The sequence below is a fragment of the Bradyrhizobium sp. NAS96.2 genome (assembly GCF_001908235.1).
Classification (GTDB): Bacteria; Pseudomonadota; Alphaproteobacteria; order Rhizobiales; family Xanthobacteraceae; genus Bradyrhizobium.
Genome location: NZ_LGHK01000087.1, coordinates 33,234 through 53,366, shown reverse-complemented (window position 1 = coordinate 53,366; position 20,133 = coordinate 33,234). Strand labels below are relative to the sequence as shown.

21 protein-coding genes are annotated in these 20,133 nt (G+C 64.8%); 13 read left to right on the top strand and 8 right to left on the bottom strand.

Translation table 11 applies throughout. The features are described 5' to 3' along the window. Positions 1-103: 103 nt before the first annotated feature. The 3 genes from AC628_RS20275 to AC628_RS20265 all read right to left on the bottom strand — a co-directional run bounded on the left by AC628_RS20275 (position 104) and on the right by AC628_RS20265 (position 2,788). Positions 104-1,045, bottom strand: coding sequence for an aldo/keto reductase (locus AC628_RS20275; RefSeq protein ID WP_074128547.1), 942 nt, complete (start codon positions 1,043-1,045; stop codon positions 104-106). 311 nt (positions 1,046-1,356) lie between these two features. Further along, positions 1,357-1,818 (bottom strand): GNAT family N-acetyltransferase, encoded by a 462-nt coding sequence (locus AC628_RS20270; protein WP_074128546.1) that lies wholly within the window; start codon positions 1,816-1,818, stop codon positions 1,357-1,359. A gap of 154 nt (positions 1,819-1,972) precedes the next feature. Then, the gene (locus AC628_RS20265; protein ID WP_074128545.1) at positions 1,973-2,788 is read right to left on the bottom strand and encodes a PAS-domain containing protein; all 816 of its coding nucleotides are present in this window, start codon (positions 2,786-2,788) and stop codon (positions 1,973-1,975) included. Between the two features lie 211 nt (positions 2,789-2,999). On the opposite strand from AC628_RS20265, the gene AC628_RS20260 reads away from it, so the two are divergent. Continuing rightward, positions 3,000-3,353, top strand: coding sequence for a DMT family protein (locus AC628_RS20260; protein ID WP_074128544.1), 354 nt, complete (start codon positions 3,000-3,002; stop codon positions 3,351-3,353). Between the two features lie 22 nt (positions 3,354-3,375). Here the strand turns inward: AC628_RS20260 and AC628_RS44110 are convergent, their stop codons facing one another. The 3 genes from AC628_RS44110 to AC628_RS20255 form a co-directional block, all read right to left on the bottom strand. Further along, entirely contained in the window at positions 3,376-3,531 is a 156-nt protein-coding gene (locus AC628_RS44110) for a hypothetical protein (RefSeq protein ID WP_168193410.1), read from the bottom strand. Positions 3,532-3,592: 61 nt separating this feature from the next. Further along, positions 3,593-3,769 (bottom strand): hypothetical protein, encoded by a 177-nt coding sequence (locus tag AC628_RS44105; RefSeq protein WP_167351873.1) that lies wholly within the window; start codon positions 3,767-3,769, stop codon positions 3,593-3,595. Between the two features lie 166 nt (positions 3,770-3,935). Next, entirely contained in the window at positions 3,936-4,589 is a 654-nt protein-coding gene (locus AC628_RS20255) for a glutathione S-transferase family protein (protein ID WP_074128543.1), read from the bottom strand. A 633-nt stretch (positions 4,590-5,222) separates the two neighbouring features. Here AC628_RS20255 and AC628_RS20250 point away from each other — a divergent pair. The 3 genes from AC628_RS20250 (at position 5,223) to AC628_RS20240 (ending at position 8,012) form a co-directional block, all read left to right on the top strand. Next, on the top strand, positions 5,223-6,425 hold the full coding sequence (locus AC628_RS20250) for a pyridoxal phosphate-dependent aminotransferase (protein ID WP_074128542.1): 1,203 nt from the start codon (positions 5,223-5,225) through the stop codon (positions 6,423-6,425). Positions 6,426-6,684: 259 nt separating this feature from the next. Further along, positions 6,685-7,209 (top strand): DUF992 domain-containing protein, encoded by a 525-nt coding sequence (locus AC628_RS20245; RefSeq protein WP_050423222.1) that lies wholly within the window; start codon positions 6,685-6,687, stop codon positions 7,207-7,209. Positions 7,210-7,529: 320 nt separating this feature from the next. Then, complete coding sequence (locus tag AC628_RS20240; RefSeq protein ID WP_050423223.1) at positions 7,530-8,012, top strand: DUF992 domain-containing protein; 483 nt, start codon at positions 7,530-7,532, stop codon at positions 8,010-8,012. On the opposite strand, the gene AC628_RS20235 is transcribed toward AC628_RS20240, so the two are convergent. Beyond that, the gene (locus AC628_RS20235; RefSeq protein WP_074128541.1) at positions 8,009-8,941 is read right to left on the bottom strand and encodes an alpha/beta fold hydrolase; all 933 of its coding nucleotides are present in this window, start codon (positions 8,939-8,941) and stop codon (positions 8,009-8,011) included. The two genes, AC628_RS20240 and AC628_RS20235, sit on opposite strands and share 4 nt — an antisense overlap. A gap of 124 nt (positions 8,942-9,065) precedes the next feature. Between AC628_RS20235 and AC628_RS20230 the strand changes: the two genes are divergently transcribed. From AC628_RS20230 to AC628_RS20205, 6 genes are all read left to right on the top strand, one after another. Further along, positions 9,066-9,974, top strand: coding sequence for a LysR substrate-binding domain-containing protein (locus AC628_RS20230; RefSeq protein WP_074128540.1), 909 nt, complete (start codon positions 9,066-9,068; stop codon positions 9,972-9,974). Positions 9,975-10,154: 180 nt separating this feature from the next. Continuing rightward, positions 10,155-12,203, top strand: coding sequence for an elongation factor G (locus tag AC628_RS20225; RefSeq protein ID WP_074128539.1), 2,049 nt, complete (start codon positions 10,155-10,157; stop codon positions 12,201-12,203). A 90-nt stretch (positions 12,204-12,293) separates the two neighbouring features. After that, positions 12,294-12,935: a YoaK family protein gene (locus tag AC628_RS20220; protein WP_074128538.1), complete on the top strand. Its 642-nt coding sequence runs from the start codon at positions 12,294-12,296 to the stop codon at positions 12,933-12,935. Positions 12,936-12,966: 31 nt separating this feature from the next. Continuing rightward, the gene (locus AC628_RS20215; protein WP_074128557.1) at positions 12,967-13,809 is read left to right on the top strand and encodes a shikimate dehydrogenase; all 843 of its coding nucleotides are present in this window, start codon (positions 12,967-12,969) and stop codon (positions 13,807-13,809) included. Between the two features lie 117 nt (positions 13,810-13,926). Then, on the top strand, positions 13,927-14,505 hold the full coding sequence (locus AC628_RS20210) for a hypothetical protein (protein ID WP_168193411.1): 579 nt from the start codon (positions 13,927-13,929) through the stop codon (positions 14,503-14,505). A 246-nt stretch (positions 14,506-14,751) separates the two neighbouring features. Then, on the top strand, positions 14,752-15,360 hold the full coding sequence (locus tag AC628_RS20205; protein WP_074128536.1) for a single stranded DNA-binding domain-containing protein: 609 nt from the start codon (positions 14,752-14,754) through the stop codon (positions 15,358-15,360). 174 nt (positions 15,361-15,534) lie between these two features. On the opposite strand, the gene AC628_RS20200 is transcribed toward AC628_RS20205, so the two are convergent. Continuing rightward, positions 15,535-16,671: an alpha-hydroxy acid oxidase gene (locus AC628_RS20200; RefSeq protein WP_074128535.1), complete on the bottom strand. Its 1,137-nt coding sequence runs from the start codon at positions 16,669-16,671 to the stop codon at positions 15,535-15,537. 135 nt (positions 16,672-16,806) lie between these two features. On the opposite strand from AC628_RS20200, the gene AC628_RS44100 reads away from it, so the two are divergent. From AC628_RS44100 to AC628_RS20185, 3 genes are all read left to right on the top strand, one after another. Beyond that, entirely contained in the window at positions 16,807-16,980 is a 174-nt protein-coding gene (locus AC628_RS44100) for a hypothetical protein (RefSeq protein ID WP_168193409.1), read from the top strand. A gap of 218 nt (positions 16,981-17,198) precedes the next feature. Continuing rightward, the gene (glmM, locus tag AC628_RS20190) at positions 17,199-18,545 is read left to right on the top strand and encodes a phosphoglucosamine mutase (protein ID WP_074128533.1); all 1,347 of its coding nucleotides are present in this window, start codon (positions 17,199-17,201) and stop codon (positions 18,543-18,545) included. A 266-nt stretch (positions 18,546-18,811) separates the two neighbouring features. Continuing rightward, complete coding sequence (locus AC628_RS20185; RefSeq protein WP_074128532.1) at positions 18,812-20,062, top strand: MFS transporter; 1,251 nt, start codon at positions 18,812-18,814, stop codon at positions 20,060-20,062. Positions 20,063-20,133: the final 71 nt, after the last annotated feature.

Below are 20,133 nucleotides of genomic sequence, written 5' to 3'. Positions count from 1 at the left end.
TACCACCGCTGATATTTGTTGGAACGAGCTGTGGCCCCAGCGCGGGCTAACCACCGGCATTTGTGGTTATGGGTCCCGGCCTGCGCCGGGACGACGCAAGTAACTACCCCTTCGTAATCCGATCGATCTCCGCCATCTCCTCCGCGCTCAGCTTCCAGCTGATCGCTCTCACGTTCTGCTCGATCTGCTCGGGGCGTGTCGCGCCGGCGATGACGCTCGCGACTTGCGGGCGGGCGGCGAGCCAGGAGAAAGCGAGCTCGAGCATGGTGTGGCCGCGCTCGCTCGCGAAGGCCTGCAGCTTCTCGACGATGTCTTCGTTGCGCGGCGTAACGTAGCGATCCTTCAACGCCGGCGCCTTCGCGAAGCGGGTGTCGGCGGGCGCGGCGGTGCCGCGCTGGTACTTGCCGGTCAAGAGGCCGCTGGCGAGCGGAAAGAACGGCAGCAGGCCGAGATTGTATTGCTGCGCCGCCGGCAGCAGGTCCTTCTCGATGCCGCGCACCACGAGGCTGTATTCGTCCTGGCAGGACACGAAGCGGTTGACGTTGATCTGACGCGCGACGTATTCGGCTTCCGCGATCCGCCATGCCGGGAAGTTGGAGTTGCCGATGTAGCGCACCTTGCCCTGACGCACGAGATCGTCGAGCGCGCGCAGCGTCTCGTCGATCGGCGTGAGCGGATCGTAATCGTGCTGCTGGTAGAGATCGATGTAGTCGGTCTTCAGGCGGGTGAGGCTCGCCTCTACCGCGGACATGATGTAGCGCCGCGAGGCGCCCTGCTTGGTGCCGTCGGTCGCCATCGGCTTGGAGAATTTGGTGGCGAGCACGATGTCCTTGCGGCGATCGCCCAGCACGCTGCCGAGCACGGTTTCCGAGCCGCCCATGCCCGCATAGATGTCGGCGGTGTCGAACAGGGTGATGCCGAGATCGATCGCCTTGTGGATCACCTTGCGCGAGGTTTCCAGATCGGTGCGCTGGCCGAAATTGTTGCAGCCGATGCCGACCGCGGACACGCGCAGGCCGGAGCCGCCGAGATTACGAATTTCCATGAGACAATCCTGTGGGATAGGCGAGGGATTGCGCGGATTGTGACGCGCACGACGCAGGCCGGCAAGGTGTCGCCCTACCGCCAGTCACGCATGGCAATGTCGCAAAAAATGCAGTGTCACAAAACATGCAGCGTCGCAAAGGACGCGGTGTCACAAAAAAAGCGGTCCCGGTCAGACGCGGCGACTGACGGGGACCGCTCGGGGCGAAGATCTGAGACGGGGGGGCCTGATCTTACGCGAGCGGAAGCGTAGCCGGGCTTTGTAACGTGCCGGTGACACCTCTGTGCAATCCACAGGGTGCGAATGCGCGCTCAGAGAATCTTGCGATAGATGACGAAGCCGGGCTTGTCCGCGACCTTGTCATAAAGCTGCATTGCGGTGTGGTTGGTCTCATGCGTCTGCCAGTAGACGCGCGGCGATCCCGCAAGTTTGGCCTGCGTGTAGACGCCGTTGATCAAGGCGCGGCCGACGCCCTTGCCGCGCGCCGCTTCGCTGGTGAACAGATCCTGCAAATAGCAGGTCGGCGCGATCGCGGTGGTCGAGCGGTGAAACAGATAATGCGTCAGCCCGATCAGCTTGCCGCCGGCGTCGGCGACCAGCGCATGCACTGGTTCATAGGCGTCGAAGAAACGCTCCCAGGTCATCGCGGTGATCTCGGGCGCGAGCGCGGTCGGTCCGGACCGTTCGTAGAAGGCGTTGTAGCCGTCCCACAGCGGAAGCCATTGGGCGTAATCGTCGCGCGTGACGAAGCGGATGGTGACGTCGTTGGACATGAGCGATCCCTGGATGATCCCGCGTGATGCGATGTCTGCGCATCGCTCGCAACGGTTCTAGAGCATGATCCGGAAAAGTGTGAAGCGGTTTTCCGAAGAGATCATGCTCAAAAGTGGCGTCGCAGTCCTGCGGGATCAATTGGGGGGGCGCGCCTCACTCGGCGGCGCGCATCAGCCGCGTCAGATGGCGTTCGCGCCCGGCGCGCTGCGCCCGGTATTCGTCGGCGCGGGCGGGATCGTCGGTGTGCCGCACGAGGTCGGTGACCGGCGTATAGCTCAGCATGCGGCCGCCGTCGGGCAGCGCCGTGCAGCTGAAGCGCAGCACCTGGCCGTCGGCGAGATTGAGGTTGATCGGCGTGGAATCGCCTGCGCGCATCATCTCGATGCGCTTGGTGACGAACGCGCTCATCTCGTCTTCCGGCAGCTCGTAGGCGCCGGTGTCGCGGCCGTGATACATCAGCGCGACGAAGGGCGGCTTGCTGTCGGCCTGCGCGTCCGACAGCGCGAAATAGTCGCGGAAGGCGCGATTGATGAATTCGGCGCGGGTGTCGGCGTCGAGCAGCACGATGCCGATGTCGACCTGGTCGAGCGCGGCGGCAAGCCGCTCCGAGGTGGCGTGATGCTGCTGGTGCGCGGCAAAGGCATCGATCCATTTCTGCCGCAGCATTCCGGTGATAAAGGCCGTGCCGGCCGCGGTCGCGGCCAACAGCAGCATCCGCGCGAGGTCGGCTGTGTCATAGCCGGGCAGCGCGCGATGATCGAGAAAGAACAGCGCCGATGCGGCCACCGCGATCACGGCGGAGATCAGCCCGGAGGTGATGCCGCTGATCGAGCTCGCCAGCGCCACGATGCAGACGAACAGCGGCGCCGGATTGGGGACGGTGACCACCAGGCGATCGATCAGGAAGGCGGCAAGCGCAATGATCGCCGTCAGCGCAGGACCTGAAATTGCACGCCAGTCGAACCGCATGCGCGTTCTCGCTATGTGTCGAACAAACGATAAAGCCGCAGTTTGACGACAGAGCCGCAACGGCGCCGGGATTTCCGCTCCGACCGTTAAGCGGCCGTTGCGCGGTCCGAACCAGCTTTCGCTGCTTTCAAATCAAATGATATGGAGATCGGCATGGAACCTGCTTCCGTGCCCGCGGGTTACCGCGTGCTTTGCTTGCAAGAGGACATCGATGCCCGCCATTTCGCCGTCGCTACTGCCGATCCTGATGCTGTTTGCCTCGAACGTCTTCATGACCTTCGCCTGGTACGGTCATCTCAAGTTCAAGGATCATTCGCTCCCTATCGTCATCATGGTGAGCTGGGGCATCGCGTTCTTCGAATACTGGCTGGCGGTGCCGGCCAATCGCTGGGGCAGCGAGGTCTATAGCGCGGCGCAGCTCAAGACGATGCAGGAGGTGATCACGCTGGTCGTGTTCGCCGCCTTCTCGGTGCTGTACCTGAAGGAGCCGCTGGGCTGGAATCACGCGCTCGGATTTGCCTTCATCGCCGCCGGCGCGTTCTTCATCTTCCACAAATGGAGCTAGCGCATTTGCGCTGGAGCGTGCGCTAGTGGCGCGGGGTCTGTTTGGCGGCGGGCGTCGTGACGTGCGCGGGGTGCGCGCGGTCTTCGCCCTGCGTGCCGGTTACGATCAGGAGCGATGCCGCAAGCAGGATCGCCGCCGACAGCGTCACGGTCACCAGTCCGACGGGGGTCTTCATCATGTCGCGCCGCTGTCTCTCCCGCGCCTTGCCGCGGATAAGGTGCCAAAACGAACTTGCTGGATTACGCCGGGATCGATGTCGCCATGCTGATGTTGCTCGACAGCACCGTCACGGCCACGACCAGGCACAGCGTCAGCGCGCCAAGCGCGAGCGACGCGGCGATCGCGTTGGTCAGGCGGGATGATGCCACCGGGGCAGGGCGGCCATGGAAGCCTGCCGTGCCGGACCACCGTTTCATGGTGTAAATCCCTCAGGCCGCGAGCGAATCACTCGCGGCATCCGAGCGAATCTGCCCACCGTCACCGGCAACATTGCGGCGGCGAGGCCCCCTGAAAGCGGCGAAAATGCGGCCTGCGCGGCGGTTTTGCCCGTCATTTGGGCAGTTTCCCCGCTATTCCCTCAATTCAAACCCCTGCCACGAGGCGGGCCTGAGGCTCGGCTTCGGGACCCGGCTGCCAATCCATCGAGACAAATCCGGGGGTCTGCTCGACCCGTTTCAGCCAGGCCCGGATCGACGGAAAGGTCGTCAGGTCGAAGTCGCAGCGGTCGGCGACGTGGGTGTAGCCATAGAGGGCGATGTCGGCGACGGTGAACTGCTCGGCGGCGAAAAACGTGTGGTTCTTGAGGTGATTTTCCATCACCTGCAGCGCCGCATAACCGCGCTCCATCCAGTCCTCCAGCGCGTGCGTCTGCAGGTCGCGCCCGCCCTTGACCAGCGACAGCCAGAAATAGGCGGCGCCGATATTCGGCTCCAGCGCATGCTGTTCGAAGAACATCCACTGCAGCGCCTCGGCGCGCTCGATCCGCGACTCCGGCGCCAGCGGCGTGCCGATCGCAACGTACCAGAGGATGGCGTTGGACTCGGCGAGATGACGGCCTTCGGCGACCTCGAGCAACGGCACCTGGCCGCTCGGATTCTTGGCGAGGAATTCCGGGGTCCGGCTCTCGCCGCGCAGGATGTCGATCTCGATCGCCTCGTACGGCGTGTTCAGCACCGCAAGCGCCAGCCGGACCTTGTAGCTGTTGCCGGAGCGCTGCATCGAATAGAGCTTGTACATTGCGTCGGGGTTCACTCGATCAGGAAGACGGACTGCATGAGACGGTACGCTTGAAATCTGCGCGGCCTGTCACACCGCAACGCCGCTAAACAATGATGCCGACAGGGGTGCGTCGCAAGCCCTGCAATGTGGAAAAAGTCGAAACGTCTACCGCACTGCACGCGTGCAGAACGATTCCATCAACACGGCCGAACAACTCGGATCACGCCTTCGCGACGTTGTGCACGGTGCCGGTCGATGCCACCTGTGGCCATGGCCGACATGCTGCAATTCAGAAACGTTAACGCGGCATCCGGATCGCGGGATGCGCTGTCAGGGCTGCGCCGGACCGCCTGCCGCCGGCACCATCAGGCAGCTGTCGCGCGGCACATTGTCCTCGGAGCAATCCGCGCTGGGGCACATGGCCGGAAGCCTTGCCGGCTAGGCTGAAGCGGCCATGACAGGGCTTACCGGATATGAGTCATTTGGGGGCGGAACTTGCGGAATATTGCGCATGTCGCGCGCCATGCGGGAAAGTTTTCGTGCTTTGCCGCCAAGCTTCTTGCGATGCAGCGGCGACAGGCCTAGGGTGCCGCGATCCCATTCAAATCAAGTCGTGGCCCAACGGCTCACGACGTTTGCCAGGAGATGATAATGGCCTTCCTGTCCGCTGCGCTCGACCGTGTGAAGCCGTCCGCGACGATCGCGGTCACGGACAAAGCACGCGCGCTGAAAGCCGCGGGCCGCAATGTCATCGGCCTCGGCGCCGGCGAGCCTGACTTCGACACGCCCGCCAACATCAAGCTGGCTGCGATCCACGCGATCGAGGCCGGCAAGACCAAGTACACCGATGTCGGCGGCATTCCGGAGCTCAAGGAAGCCATCATCAACAAGTTCTCGCGCGAGAACGGCCTGACCTACAAGCCGAACCAGATCATCGTCGGCACCGGCGGCAAGCAGGTGCTCTACAACGCGCTGATGGCGACCATCAATCCGGGCGACGAGGTGATCATCCCGGCGCCGTATTGGGTCAGCTATCCCGAGATGGTCGCGCTCGCCGGCGGCGAGTCGGTCCCGGTGGTGTGCCCGGCCTCGACCGGCTTCAAGCTGCGCCCGGAAGATCTCGAGAAGGCGATCACGCCGAAGACCAAATGGGTGATCCTGTGCTCGCCGTCGAACCCGACCGGCTCGGCCTATACCAGGAGCGAGCTCAAGGCGATCACCGACGTGCTGGTCAAGCATCCGCATGTCTGGGTGATGACCGACGACATGTACGAGCACCTCGTCTATGACGACTTCGTCTTCACCACCGCGGCGCAGGTCGAGCCGAGCCTCTACGATCGCACGCTGACCGTGAACGGTGTGTCGAAGGCCTACTGCATGACCGGCTGGCGCATCGGCTATGCCGGCGGTCCGGCGCAGCTGATCAAGGCGATGGCTACGATCCAGTCGCAGTCGACCTCGAACCCGTCGTCGATCGCGCAATGGGCGTCGGTCGAAGCGCTCAATGGTCCGCAGGACTTCATCGCCGCGAACAACAAGGTGTTCAAGGGACGCCGCGACCTCGTGGTGTCGATGCTCAACCAGGCGAGCGGCATCGAGTGCCCGCGGCCGGAAGGCGCATTCTACGTCTATCCGTCCTGCGCCGGCACGATCGGCAAGAAGGCGCCCTCGGGCAAGGTGATCGACAGCGACGAGGCGTTCGTCACCGAGCTGCTCGAGAGCGAAGGCGTCGCTGTCGTGCAGGGATCGGCGTTCGGCCTTGGACCGGCGTTCCGCATCTCCTACGCCACCAAGACCTCGGATCTCGAGGATGCCTGCAAGCGCATCCAGCGCTTCTGCGGTAATCTGCGATAGTCGTTTCCGAACTGAGAGACTAAAAAAACGCTCCCGCACCCGGTGCGGGAGCGTTTTCGTTTACGCGCTGATATCGCGCGCCGGTAAAATCGCAGAGTCAATTCACAACCTGCTCACCTCACGCGTGTGTGTGCGAACATCAATGCCACACGCGGGAAGTTTTTACGGCCCCTTTGCGAACTGCCTTGTTTTGGACACGAGCCTTCCTTTGTGTCCGCCGCGCAAATTGCAATTCAGTTCACCTTGCGGAGACAGACCAATGCGACTTTCGACCCTCACCTTTGCAGCGCTTGCGTTGCTGGCGCCGTTCGCCACCGCCAACGCGGCGCCTCAACAGGTTCAAGCCGGGGTCCTGCAGTGCCAGGGCGGCGAGAATGTCGGCTTCGTCGTCGGCTCTGTCGCCCGCCTCGAATGCGTGTTCCAGAGCGGCGGCCGCCGTCCCGAGCCGTATCTTGCGACCGTGAAGCGGATCGGCGTCGACCTCGGCTTCACCGGGCAGACCCAGCTCGCCTGGGCCGTCAGTGCGCCGACCACGGTAGTGCCGCGCGGTGCGCTCGCCGGCAGCTACGGCGGCGTCGGCGTCAATGCTTCGGTCGGCCTCGGCGCCGGCGGTAACTTCCTGTTCGGTGGCCCGAACAACGCCTATGCGCTGCAGCCGATCAGCGTGCAGGGCCAGACCGGCCTCAACGTCGCGGCCGGTATCGCCGGGATCGATCTCGAGCCGGTCCGCACCAACGGTCCGCGCCGGCATCATCGCCACCACCGTCATCATCACCACCACTAGATTTTGTCTTGACGCGTTTTCTTCACGCGAACCGGTATCCACTTCGCTCGAAGACGCTCTAGGCTGGCTGGTGTTCGATCAAAGGGGCCCGCGAAAGCGGGCCTCTTTTTTTCGGCCTGTTGTTTGCTGTCCGTTGCTGACCAAACTTCAGCCCCGAAGGAACATAGCAACAGCGCCACATCCCCCAACAATCGGTGGCCGAGCACCGCAAATTCTGGCCGACCATCCGATGTTATGGCATAGGATACGAACGGCGCCGCAGACACGGCGCCGTTCTGTTCTCTGCTCGCGTCATGCCTCTCAGCCGGAGACTCCCCAACATGCGTCGCCTCACTCTCCTCGCCGCTGCCGCCATCGCCACGCTGACCGCAATCGTTGGCGTCAACGCCCAACAGCCGAGCCAGCGCGTACAGGTCGGCGTCCTGGAATGCCGCGGTGGTGCGAGCGTCGGCTTCATCGTCGGTTCAGTGACCCATCTCGGCTGCGTGCTGCGCGCCAATGGCCTGCCCGAGGATCGCTACATCGCGACCATCCAGAAGGTCGGCATCGATCTCGGCATCACCCAGGAATCGGCGCTGGCCTGGGGCGTCTACGCGCCGGTGGAACGGCTCGGGCCGGGTGCACTCTCCGGCAACTATGCCGGTGCGCAGGGCAGCGCGACGCTTGGCGTCGGCGTTGGCGGCAATGTGCTGGTCGGCGGCTCCGACAACACCATCGCCCTGCAGCCGCTCAGCGTGCAGGGCCAGGTCGGCGTCAACATCGCCGCCGGCCTCGAGAGCCTGGAACTGCGTCCGGGTCGCTAAAGCGCGCGCGTAGCGTTATTCAACCTGCCGAAGAAGCCGCGGGCTTCTTCGGCAACGATCCCGGGCGCTTCGGCGTGAACATAGTGCCCGGTGTCGACGAACCTGATCGAAGGTTCTCTCCAATAGTCCCCCAGCCGGTCCGACCATTCGGGTGAGATCAGCGGATCGCGGCGGCCCCAGAGAAAGCGCGAGGGCACCTTGATGCGCGGTTGCGCCGGAAGCCTGCCTTCCAGCCAGAGCCGGCGATTGGGTGCGGACGAGAGATACCAGTCGAAGCCGCCCTGGATGTTGCCCGGCTTCATGAAGTTATCGACATAGGCTTCCAGCAGGTCGCCGAACACGGCGGGATCGTCGCCCGACCAATGGTCGAGGAAGTGGCGGAAATAGAGCCGGCATGACTCGCGCGAGCTGCCGACCAGTTGCGCGGCCCATGGCAGCTGCTGGAAGTATTGATACCAGACCTCGATCAGGTGGCCGGGCTCGCCGTAGCGGTGGCCGAGGCCTGGATAGGGCGTGCAGAGATAGAGCGTGCCCGTCAGCCGCCGCGGCTGACGATGCGACATCGCCTGCATGACATAGGCGCCGAGATCGCCGCCGATCACCCCGAAGCGGTCATGACCGAGCGCGTCCATGACCGCGAACATATCCTGCGCGTGGCGCTCCGCGGTCGCGGACGGGTCGGGTCCTGGCGCCGGCTTGCCGGTGTCGCCGCAGCCCCGCAGGTCGGGTGCGATCAGTTCAAAGCTGTCGCCGAGGCGCAGCATCAGCGGCCGCCACACCAGCCAGAACTCCGGCCAGCCATGGAGCAGCAGCAGCGGCGGGCCTTTGCCGAAGCGCGCGACGTTGACGGATAGGCCGCCGATATCGATCTTCTGTTGCGTGATGCCTGCCGCGGCTGCATCCGCGAAGGCGTTTTCCAGCGCCGTCATTGCGACCTCCTGTGGTTTGCCGCAGGCTGTCCGCGTTGACGCGTCCGGTCCAATACTCGTTCGATACGGTTGCAGAGCTATTGCGTATGGCTGCCGTCGCCGGCCGCCGTGCTATAGCGGTGGCATGGAATTGCGACACCTCAGATACTTCGTGGCGCTCGGCGAGGAATTGAATTTCACCCGCGCGGCCGAGCGGCTGCACATCGCGCAGCCGCCGCTCAGCCAGCAGATCCGTCAGCTCGAGGACGAGCTCGGCGTCACGCTGCTGCAGCGGAATAGCCGTCCTGTCAGGCTCACCGAGGCCGGCGAGCTGTTTCTTGCGCGCGCACGCGCGGTGCTCGCAAGCTTCGAGAGTGCGGTTGCCGACACGCGGCGCGTCGGGCGCGGCCAGGCCGGCAGGCTCGGAATCGGATTCGTCGGCTCTGCCATGTTTGCGGGACTGCCCGACATCGTCGGCGCCTATCGTGACGCCTGTCCCGATGTCGAGCTCGTGCTCGACGAGATGCTGGCGGCCGAGATCGCAGAGGCGTTGCGGCGCCGCCGGATCGATATCGGCTTCGCGCGTCCGGCACTGCTTGACGAACCGGGGCTTGCCCAGCGGCTCATCGTCGAGGAGCCCTATGTTGCAGCGTTGCCGCGTGCGCATCCTCTTGCGGCACGGCGCGACATTGCGCTCGCCGAATTGTCCGACGATGCTTTCGTGCTGTATCCGGCGCGGCCGGAGCCGTCGGTCACGGGCCTGATCGTGAACGCATGCCGGGCAGCGGGCTTCACGCCGCGGCTCGCGCAGGAGGTTCTGCATCTGCAAACCGCGATCGGTTTGATTGCCGCCGGTGTCGGTGTATCGCTCGTTCCGGAGGCCGCGGCGCGCGCGCAGACCGGTCGCGGCGTCGCCTACGTTCGGCTTTCCGCACCGGTGGTGACGGCCCCGCTCACGATTGCGTGGCGCGAGGAAGATGCATCGCCTGCCGTGCGTCGCCTGCTCGACATCGCCGCGCGCTGGCGCGAGATCGCTCCAGGGGTTGCGCGCTAAGGAACTGGCGCATCGGACGCAATTTTTCCGGGAGAGTGGCGGCGCACAGCTCAGCGATCGTAAACGTCCGCGACGCCGCACCGCAGCGACGTTTTCCCGCTTGCCAAATGTCAAACGCAGGCAGAGCATGAACGGTCGCCGACCCAATCATGGGCCGAGCTCCAACACGAGGAGGCGGCAATGGGACAAGACGTCAGAAGTCCCCGAGGTCCACGGTGCATTGCACTGGTGGGCCCTTTCCAAAGCGGTAAAACCACACTTCTGGAAGCGATCCTGGCGCGCACTGGCGCCATCAAGACTGCCGGCAGCGTCGATGCCGGAACCTCCGTCGGCGATGCCAGCCCCGAGGCGCGTCAACACAAGATGGGCGTAGGCCTGACCGCCGCCACCACCACCTTTATGGGGGACAGCTACACCTTTATCGATTGCCCAGGCTCGATCGAATTCGCGCACGATATGCGCGCCGCGTTGCCGGCGGTCGATGCCGCGGTCGTGGTCTGCGAAGCTGACGAGAAGAAGCTGCCGCAGCTGCAGATCATCCTGCGCGAGCTCGAGGAGCTCGGGATTCCCCGTTTCCTGTTCCTGAACAAGATCGACCGCGCCAACAAGCGCGTCCGCGAGACGCTCTCGACGCTGCAGCCGGCCTCGCGGGTGCCGCTGGTGCTGCGCCAGATTCCGATCTGGAACGGCGATCTGATCGAAGGCTTTGTCGATCTCGCGCTGGAGCGCGCCTTCGTCTATCGCGAGCACAAGCCGTCGGAAGTGATGGCGCTGGAGGGCGGCAATCTCGACCGCGAAAAGGAAGCGCGCTTCTCGATGCTGGAAAAGCTGGCCGATCACGACGATGCGCTGATGGAGCAATTGCTGGAGGACATCCAGCCGCCGCGCGATGCCGTGTTCGACGATCTGGCCCGCGAATTGCGCGACGGGCTGATTTGTCCGGTGCTGCTTGGTGCCGCGAGCCGCGAGAACGGCGTGCTGCGCCTGATGAAGGCGCTGCGCCACGAGGCGCCCGGCGTCACTGAGACCGCCGGCCGGCTCGGCATCAAGGACACGAAGGATGCGCTGGCCTATGTGTTCAAGACCGTGCACCTGCAGCACGGCGGCAAGCTGTCGCTGGCGCGCGTGCTCATGGGCCACCTCGACGACGGCGCGACGCTGCAATCCTCAAGCGGCGACAGCGGACGCGTCTCCGGCATCCTCGCGGTCTCGGGCACGCATGACAGCAAGCGGCCGTCGGCGGAGGCTGGCGACACCGTCGCGCTCGGCAAGCTCGATGCAATCAAGACCGGCGATACCGTCTCGAGCGGCAAGACGGCCCCGGCCTCGCTGGCCAAGGTCGAGCCGGCCGCGGCAGTGCTGTCGATCTCGATATCAGCGACCGACCGCAAGGACGACGTCAAGCTCGGCCAGGCGCTGCTGCGGCTGAACGAGGAGGACCCCTCGCTGACGATGATCCAGAACCCGCGCACCCACGACACCGTGCTGTGGGGGCAGGGCGAGATGCATCTGCGCGTCGCCCAGGAGCGGCTGAAGGACCGCTACGGCGTCAACGTCAAATCGCATCCGCCGGCGATCGGCTATCAGGAGACCATCCGCAAGGCGGTCACCCAGCGCGGCCGGCACAAGAAGCAGTCCGGCGGCCACGGCCAGTTCGGCGATGTGGTGCTCGACATCAAGCCGAAGCCGCGCGGCTCCGGCTTCGAATTCCATGAGAAGGTGGTCGGCGGCGCGGTGCCGCGCAACTATATCGGCGCGGTGGAAGAGGGCGTCGTCGATGCGCTGGCGCGCGGCCCGCTTGGTTTCCCCGTGATCGACATCGACGTCACGCTGACCGACGGCTCCTATCACAGCGTCGATTCCTCCGATCTCGCGTTCCGCACCGCGGCGCGGATCGGGGTCAGCGAAGGGTTGCCGCAGTGCCAGCCGGTGCTGCTGGAGCCGATCCATATGGTCGAGATCGTCTGTCCGACCGACGCCACCGCCAAGATCAACGCGATCCTGTCGGCGCGCCGCGGCCAGATCCTCGGCTTCGACACCCGCGAGGGCTGGAGCGGCTGGGACTGCGTTCGCGCCACGATGCCGGAATCCGAGATCGGCGACCTCATCGTCGAGCTGCGTTCGGCCACCGCCGGCGCCGGCACCTTCACCCGCCAGTTCGACCGCATGGCCGAGGTGACGGGCCGTGCCGCCGACCAGATCATCGCCGCGCATCGCGACGCGGCGTGACGTTGGCGGTGATCACGCCCCGCGGGCGCGATCGTTGGCAGGATGGCCCGAGCCAGCTAGCTTGCGCCCCTATGGGGGCGCAAGGACATCATGCTGGAATCCCGCCGTAACCTGGCGCTGGCCTGCGCGCTCAGCGCGCTGGCCGGTTATGTCGATGCCATCGGCTATCTGCAGCTCGGCGGACTGTTCGTCTCCTTCATGAGCGGCAACTCGACGCGGCTCGGCGTGACGCTGGCTGCGGGGCATTGGCAGCACGCGCTGGAGGCGCTGGCGCTGATCGTGCTGTTCGTCGCGGGTGCCGCGGCCGGCAGCCTGGTCGTGCTCAGCAGCATCGCGCATCGCCAGCCCCTGATCCTGCTCGTCGAGGCGCTGCTGCTGGCGGTCGCGGCGTTGGCCTATGGCTATGACCTGCCGAACGCCGCCGTCGCGGCCATCGTGCTGGCGATGGGGCTCGAGAACGCCGTATTCCAGCTTGAAGGCGGGGCCGGGCTGGGCCTTACCTATGTCACCGGGGCGCTGGTCAAGGTCGGCCAGCTGATCGCCGCCGCACTGACCGGCGGCGCAGGCTGGGCCTGGATGCCCAATTTGTTGCTGTGGGCGGCGCTGGTGGCAGGCGCGCTGGCGGGGGCCGCTGCCTACCACTGGATCAACCTCGCTGCGATCTGGTTTGCCGCGGGCACCGCCTTCATCCTCAGCGCGCTGGTTGCCGCAACCGCGAAGCGGACGGATTGACAGCGCGCCTGCCTTGGCCGATGTCACCGCCATGACATCTCAACGCAAAACCCGCGCCGCGTGCCTGATCGGCTGGCCGGCGGCGCATTCCCGCTCGCCGCTGATCCATCATTACTGGCTGCGCACGCTCGGCATCGAGGGCGGCTATGTGATCGAGGCGGTGCCGCCGGAGGATTTCAAGGATTTCCTGTTCCGCCTGTCGCTGCGCGGCTTCGTCGGCGCCAATGTCACCCGTCCGCACAAGGAGCACGCGCTGGCGCTGTCGGCGCCGGATGAGCGCGCCCGCGCCGTCGGCGCCGCCAACACGCTGTGGTTCGCCGATGGCGAGTTGCGCTCGACCAACACCGATGTCGAAGGCTTTATCAACAATCTCGATGCTTGCGCGCCGGGCTGGGACAAGACCGAGGACGCGTTGGTGCTCGGCGCTGGCGGCGCGGCGCGCGCGGTGGTGTTCGGCCTGATCGAGCGCGGCATCGCGCGCGTGCATCTGGTCAACCGCACCATCGACCGCGCCCGCGCGCTCGCGGAGCAATTTGGCGCGCGTGTGCATCCTGCGACGTGGGACAAAGTCGGCGAGCTGCTGCCGCGCGCAGGCCTGCTGGTGAACACGACGTCGCTCGGCATGCACGGCCAGCCTCCGTTGGAGATCGATGTCGGCCTGTTGCCGGAGGGCGCGGTTGTTTCCGACATTGTCTACGTGCCGCTGGTGACGCCGTTGCTGGCCGCAGCGCAGGCGCGCTCCCTGAAGACCGCCGACGGGCTCGGCATGCTGCTGCACCAGGCGGTGCGCGGTTTCGAATTGTGGTTCGGGCAGCGCCCGCAAGTCACGGCGGAGTTGCGCGCGATCGTCGAGGCCGATCTCACAAAGACTTGAGGGCTGGAATAGCGTCTCCGGAACGGGGTCTGGTGTTAGTCCCCCCGCGTTCCCTCCCGGAGATCACTGATGCCTGCCAGCCGTTCCCATCTCATTCGTCCGTTCGTCGCGCTTGCGATGGTGACGGCGTCCACGCTCTACGCGCTTGCCCAGCAGCCGCCGACGCCGACCCGGGTGCGTGGAACCGTCGAAAGCGTCGACGGCGATACGCTCGCGGTGAAGTCGCGCAGTGGTGAAGACGTCAGGCTGCATATGGCCGGCAATATGGTGGTGCTCGGGCTCACCAAGATGGGCCTGTCCGACATCAAGGTCGGTTCCTTCATCGGCACGACCACGGTGCCGGGGCCTGACGGCGTGCCGAAGGCGGTCGAGGTGCATGTGTTCCCCGAGAACATGCGCGGCACCGGCGAGGGCTCGCGGCCCTATGATCTGAAGCCGAACAGCAGCATGACCAACGCCACTGTCTCGGAATCCGTCGTCAGCAATGATGGTCATACATTGCTGGTCAAGTACAAGGACGGCGAGAAGAAGGTGCAGGTCACACCCGACACCCCTGTCGTGACCTATGTTCCCGGTGACAAGGCGGACCTCAAGGCCGGCGCCAAGGTCATCGCCTTCATGAAGAAGCTGCCCGACGGCTCGTTCGAGACCGATCGCGTCAGCGTCGGCCGCGACGGTCTCACGCCGCCGATGTGAACACGTTGGTAGCCCGGATGGAGCGAAGCGAAATCCGGGTTCTGTCTCCGCGGTACGATCGTCCCGGATTGCGCTGCGCTCCATCCGGGCTACAGGATGACAGTTTCGTTATCGCAGTAACGGCATCCTCATTCGGTGCGTAGTTGTCGTGCGAGCTATCTCACCCGCGAAGGGGAGGTAGCCGCACGGAATACCTTCAACTTCCCGGTGTTCCCTGAATCGCCAGCCAAACCCATGAGGAACACCATGCCGAAATCGCTGCCACTCGCTGCATTGCTTCTTGTTGCCTTTGCCTCGACCGCGTCGGCGCAGCAGCCGCCGACCGTACGGATTCGCGGCACCATCGAGGCCGTCGACGGCGCAATGCTGTCGATCAAGTCGCGCGACGGCGCCGACATGAAGGTGCGCACCACCGATAACGTCGCGGTGTTCGGCGTTGCCAAGACCGATCTGTCCGAGATCAAGTCCGGCTCCTACATCGGCGTCACCGCGATGCCGGAGCCTGACGGGACCCAGAAGGCGATCGCGATTCACATCTTCCCGGAAAACCAGCGCGGCGCCGCTGAAGGTTTTCGTCCCTGGGACCTGCGCGCCAATTCGACGATGACCAACGCAACCGTGGCCGAGACGGTGCAGGGCGCCGACGGCCAGAACATCACGGTGAAATACAAGGACGGCGAGAAGAAGGTCGTGGTGCCGCCGGGCACTCCGGTCGTCACCTTCGTTTCCGGCGACAAGTCGGAACTGAAGCCCGGCGCCAAGATCATCATCTTCGGCGCGGTCAAGAAGGACGACGGCACGCTGGAAGCCAACCGCGTCAATGTTGGCCGCGACGGCATCGCACCGCCGATGTGAGGCGAAGCGAAGCTCTCTCGACGTGTCGTCCCGGCGGAAGCCGGGACCCATAACCACCGGGTTAAGTTGTCGAAGCGCGCTGCGGCCGCAGCGTTGCGAGATGATGACCATCGGTGGTTATGGGTCCCGGGTCGCGCTTCGCTTGCCCGGGACGACGGCGAGTGTGTGTCCGCGCTAAACCGCCAGCACCTTGTCGTCGATCTCGGCGATGGTGTTGACGCCGCACAGGCCCATCGTGGTGGTGAGCTCCTTGCCCAGGATGTCGAGCGCCTTGGCGACGCCCTCCTGGCCGCCGGCGCCGAGGCCGTAGGCATAGGCGCGGCCGATCATGCAGGATTTCGCGCCGAGTGCGAGCGCGCGCATGATGTCCATGCCGGTGCGGATGCCGCCGTCGAACATGATCTCGAGCTTCGAGCCGACCTCGTCGACGATCTCGGGTAGCACCTCGATCGAGGACGGAGCGCCGTCGAGCTGGCGGCCGCCATGGTTGGAGACCACGATCGCCTGCGCGCCGGTCTTGGCGGCGAGCTCGGCGTCCTCGACGTCGAGGATCCCTTTAAGGATCAGCTTGCCGGGCCAGATGCTGCGGATCCAGTCGATGTCTTTCCAGCTCAGCGAGGTGTCGAACTGCGAAGCCGTCCACTCCGACAGCTTGGTGAGGTCCTCGGTGCCTTTGACGTGACCGGCGATGTTGCCGAAGGTGCGGCGCTTGCCCTGCAGCACGCCCGATACCCAGGCGGGCTTGGTCGCGAAGTCGATCAGCTTCGACAGCGACCATTCCGGCGGCACCGTCATGCCGTTCTTGATGTCCTGGTGGCGCTGGCCGATCACCTGCAGGTCGACGGTCAGCACCAGCGCCGAGCATTTCGCCGCGATCGCGCGCTCGATCAGCGACTTGATGAAGCCGCGGTCCTTCATGACGTAGAGCTGGAACCAGAACGGCTTGTCGACGGCGGCCGCGATGTCCTCGATCGAGCAGATCGACATGGTGCTCTGGGTGAAGGGAATGCCGGCCGCTTGTGCGGCGCGGCAGGCGTAGATTTCGCCGTCGCCATGCTGCATGCCGAGCAGGCCGACCGGGGCCAGGATCAGCGGCATCGCCGAGGGCTCACCAAGGATCGTGGTCGCCAGGGTACGCTTGGACACATCGACCAGGATGCGCTGGCGGAACTTGATCTGCTGCAGGTCCTCGGAATTGGCGCGCAGCGTGTCCTCGGTGTAGGAGCCGCGGTCCGCATAATCGAAAAACGCCTTCGGCACCCGGCGCTTGTGCAGCTGGCGCAGATCTTCGATGCAGGTAATGTGCTTCATGGACGTTCCCGGCCCTTCTTCTTGTCGCAAGTCTATTCGAGCAAGCCTTGTTGGTAAGCCTTGCAGCTGTTCGGTCTTGCCGTCATCTAGCATGGTTGGATGGCCCGCCAAATCGAAGACGGATGGGAGAGCACGATGATGCAATCAGGCACCAAGCCGAAGGCCGACGACAACGCCGAAAAGCGCCGGCTCGACGAGGCCCTTGAAGAGGGCCTGGAGGAGACGTTTCCCGGTTCCGACCCCGTCAATGTGACCCAGCCGGCCCCGACCAAGGGCGACCAGCACGTCAAGCGCAACGACAAAGGGTAGGGGACAGCGCGCCTCCGCCGGGGATTGTCTTAACGACCGGAATGTTATATTTTTCAGCGGCTTAAGGTCGAAAAATGCGGTTCGGCCGTGGTAATGATTCATCATATTTTTTGAAGTCATCTTAGCGCCTGGCAGTCTATAAGGCCGATGCACGCTACACTGGTAGGCGTTCGGGACTCTCTCGCCGGGTGGTTCGAGAGGTCCGTGTTGGGGGTTACATGAGCCGCAAATATTTCGGGACCGATGGAATTCGGGGCCGCGCCAATGGGCTGATCACGCCGGAGCTCGCGCTCAAGGTGGGGCAGGCCGCAGGGTTGGTATTTCAGCGTGGCGACCATCGCCATCGCGTCGTGATCGGCAAGGACACGCGGCTGTCCGGCTACATGATCGAATACGCCATGGTGGCGGGCTTCACTTCGGTCGGCATGGACGTGCTGCTGGTCGGCCCGATGCCGACACCGGCGATCGCGATGCTGACCAAGTCGATGCGCGCCGATCTCGGCGTCATGATCTCGGCCTCGCATAATCTTTTCGAGGACAACGGCATCAAGCTGTTCGGCCCGCAGGGCTTCAAGCTCTCCGACGATGTCGAGAAGCAGATCGAGCAGCTGCTCGACGAATCGCTCGACCGCCGCCTGGCGCAGAGCGCGAGCCTCGGCCGCGCCCGCCGCATCGACGGCGTCCACGACCGCTACATCGAATTCGCCAAGCGCACGCTGCCGCGCGACCTCTCGCTCGACGGCCTGCGCGTCGTGGTCGATTGCGCCAATGGTGCCGCCTACAAGGTGGTGCCGGAAGCGCTGTGGGAGCTCGGCGCCGACGTGGTGCCGATCGGGGTCGAACCCGACGGCTTCAACATCAACAAGGAATGCGGCTCGACCTCGCCGGAAGCGCTGTCGCGCAAGGTGCGTGAGATGCGCGCCGACATCGGCATTGCGCTCGACGGCGATGCCGATCGCGTCATCCTGGTCGACGAGCGCGGCCATATCGTCGACGGCGACCAGCTGCTCGCGGTGATCGCGCAGAGCTGGAAGGAAGAGGGACGCCTCGCCAAGCCCGGCATCGTCACGACCGTGATGTCCAATCTCGGGCTGGAGCGCTTCCTGCAGGGCCACGGGCTTTCGATGGTCCGCACCCCGGTGGGCGACCGCTATGTGCTCGAGCAGATGCTGAGCGGCGGCTACAATCTCGGGGGCGAGCCGTCCGGCCATATCATCATGTCGGACTATTCGACCACCGGCGATGGCTTCGTTGCGGCGCTGCAGGTGCTGGCCGTGGTGCAGAAGCTGCGCCGCCCGGTGTCGGAGATCTGCCGGCGTTTTGAGCCGTTGCCGCAAATCCTGAAGAACGTGCGCTATCGCAGCGGCAAGCCGCTCGACGCCGCCGAGGTCAAGTCCGCGATCACCGACGGCGAGAAGCGCCTCAACGGTCACGGCCGTCTGTTGATCCGCCCCTCCGGTACCGAACCCGTGATCCGCGTCATGGGCGAGGGCGACGACCGCATCCTGGTGGAAGAGATCGTGGACAACATCGTCAGCGCACTCGGCCACGCCGCCGCGGCTTGAAGCTATAGATTCTCCGGGGCTCACCTGCTGATTCCGTCATCCTGAGGCGCTCGCGTAGCGAGCCTCGAAGGATCGACGGCCCGGCTGGTGGCCGTGCATCCTTCGAGGCTCGCAAGGGCTCGCACCTCAGGGTGACGGAGACGGATTTGATTCAATAATGCTGACCACGCAGCGCATCGCTGCCATCGGCTAGCGCAACTGGTCCGCCCTACCTCCGCGTCGTACGACACGGAGGTAGTTTTGCGAATCCGTCCGGGAATGCTGCATTGAACAAGCCCGTCATAAGCGAACAGGCACTGGGCAAACCGGTGCCGGTGCCGGAATTGACTGCCGCGAAGGCGGCGGCCGCCGCCGGGCCGGCCTATGTCGTGCTCGCCGGCATCAGCTTCTCGCACTTCCTCAACGACACGATGCAGTCGCTGATCGCCTCGGTCTATCCGATCCTGAAGGACAATTACGCGCTCGACTTCGCGCAGATCGGAATGATCACGCTGGCGTTCCAGTTCACTGCCTCGCTGCTGCAGCCGCTGGTCGGGCATTTCACCGACAAGAAAGCGCAGCCGTTCTCGCTTGCGATCGGCATGGACTTCACCTTCTTCGGGCTGCTGTTGCTCAGCGTCGCGCATTCTTACGGGATGATCCTGATCGCCGCTTCGCTGGTCGGTCTCGGGTCCGCGGTGTTCCACCCGGAATCGTCGCGGATCGCGCGGCTGGCCTCGGGCGGACGCTACGGTTTCGCGCAATCGGTGTTCCAGCTTGGTGGAAGCTTCGGCACTTCGATGGGGCCGGTGCTTGCGGCGCTGATCGTGGTGCCGTTCGGCCAGCCCTCGATCGCCTGGTTCTCCTCGATCGCGTTCCTCGCCATCGTGATCCTCTGGCGCATCGGCGTCTGGTACAAGCCGCAGATCGCGGGCAAGAAGGCAGTCGCCGTCGAGCGGCATCCGGACCATCCGGACCAGCGGCGCGTGATGATCGCGCTCGTCGTGCTGGTCGCGCTGCTGTTCTCCAAGCAGCTCTATGTCTCGAGCCTGTCGAGCTATTACATCTTCTATCTGATCGACAGGTTCGGCGTCTCGACGCAAGCGGCGCAGCTCTACCTGTTCATCTTCCTTGCCGCGAACGCCGCGGGCGCCTTCATCGGCGGGCCGCTCGGCGACCGCTTCGGCCGCAAATACGTGATCTGGTTCTCGATCCTCGGCGCGCTGCCGTTCACGCTGGCGCTACCTTATGCGGGCCTGTTTGCAAGCGCCGTGCTGACGGTCGTGATCGGCCTGATCATCTCGTCGGCGACGTCGGCGATCATCGTGTTCGCGCAGGAATTGATGCCGCATCGCTTCGGCATGATCTCCGGCGTGTTCTTCGGCGTCGCCTTCGGCATCGGTGGCCTCGGCGCGGCTGTGCTCGGCAAGCTCGCGGACCGCACCTCGATCGCCTTTGTCTATCAGCTGTGCGCATTCCTGCCGGCGATCGGCCTGCTCGCGGTGTTCCTGCCGAAGATGCCGAAGGCCGTCCGCTGAACTCCCGGCAGTGAGGCGGGCAGCAGTTCCCGCATTAAGCATTCGCTAACACACGCAGCTCGCGTGCGTTG

Coding starts and splice junctions, on each gene's coding strand:
- AC628_RS20200 (WP_074128535.1), bottom strand. CDS start 16,671: ATGAAGCACATTACCTGCATCGAAGATCTGCGCCAGCTGCACAAGCGC.
- AC628_RS20260 (WP_074128544.1), top strand. CDS start 3,000: ATGCCCGCCATTTCGCCGTCGCTACTGCCGATCCTGATGCTGTTTGCC.
- AC628_RS20275 (WP_074128547.1), bottom strand. CDS start 1,045: ATGGAAATTCGTAATCTCGGCGGCTCCGGCCTGCGCGTGTCCGCGGTC.
- AC628_RS20215 (WP_074128557.1), top strand. CDS start 12,967: ATGACATCTCAACGCAAAACCCGCGCCGCGTGCCTGATCGGCTGGCCG.
- AC628_RS20240 (WP_050423223.1), top strand. CDS start 7,530: ATGCGTCGCCTCACTCTCCTCGCCGCTGCCGCCATCGCCACGCTGACC.
- AC628_RS20250 (WP_074128542.1), top strand. CDS start 5,223: ATGGCCTTCCTGTCCGCTGCGCTCGACCGTGTGAAGCCGTCCGCGACG.
- AC628_RS44105 (WP_167351873.1), bottom strand. CDS start 3,769: ATGAAACGGTGGTCCGGCACGGCAGGCTTCCATGGCCGCCCTGCCCCG.
- AC628_RS20225 (WP_074128539.1), top strand. CDS start 10,155: ATGGGACAAGACGTCAGAAGTCCCCGAGGTCCACGGTGCATTGCACTG.
- AC628_RS20220 (WP_074128538.1), top strand. CDS start 12,294: ATGCTGGAATCCCGCCGTAACCTGGCGCTGGCCTGCGCGCTCAGCGCG.
- AC628_RS44110 (WP_168193410.1), bottom strand. CDS start 3,531: ATGATGAAGACCCCCGTCGGACTGGTGACCGTGACGCTGTCGGCGGCG.
- AC628_RS20270 (WP_074128546.1), bottom strand. CDS start 1,818: ATGTCCAACGACGTCACCATCCGCTTCGTCACGCGCGACGATTACGCC.
- AC628_RS20265 (WP_074128545.1), bottom strand. CDS start 2,788: ATGCGGTTCGACTGGCGTGCAATTTCAGGTCCTGCGCTGACGGCGATC.
- AC628_RS20210 (WP_168193411.1), top strand. CDS start 13,927: ATGGTGACGGCGTCCACGCTCTACGCGCTTGCCCAGCAGCCGCCGACG.
- AC628_RS44100 (WP_168193409.1), top strand. CDS start 16,807: ATGATGCAATCAGGCACCAAGCCGAAGGCCGACGACAACGCCGAAAAG.
- AC628_RS20245 (WP_050423222.1), top strand. CDS start 6,685: ATGCGACTTTCGACCCTCACCTTTGCAGCGCTTGCGTTGCTGGCGCCG.
- AC628_RS20255 (WP_074128543.1), bottom strand. CDS start 4,589: ATGTACAAGCTCTATTCGATGCAGCGCTCCGGCAACAGCTACAAGGTC.
- AC628_RS20235 (WP_074128541.1), bottom strand. CDS start 8,941: ATGACGGCGCTGGAAAACGCCTTCGCGGATGCAGCCGCGGCAGGCATC.
- glmM (WP_074128533.1), top strand. CDS start 17,199: ATGAGCCGCAAATATTTCGGGACCGATGGAATTCGGGGCCGCGCCAAT.
- AC628_RS20205 (WP_074128536.1), top strand. CDS start 14,752: ATGCCGAAATCGCTGCCACTCGCTGCATTGCTTCTTGTTGCCTTTGCC.
- AC628_RS20230 (WP_074128540.1), top strand. CDS start 9,066: ATGGAATTGCGACACCTCAGATACTTCGTGGCGCTCGGCGAGGAATTG.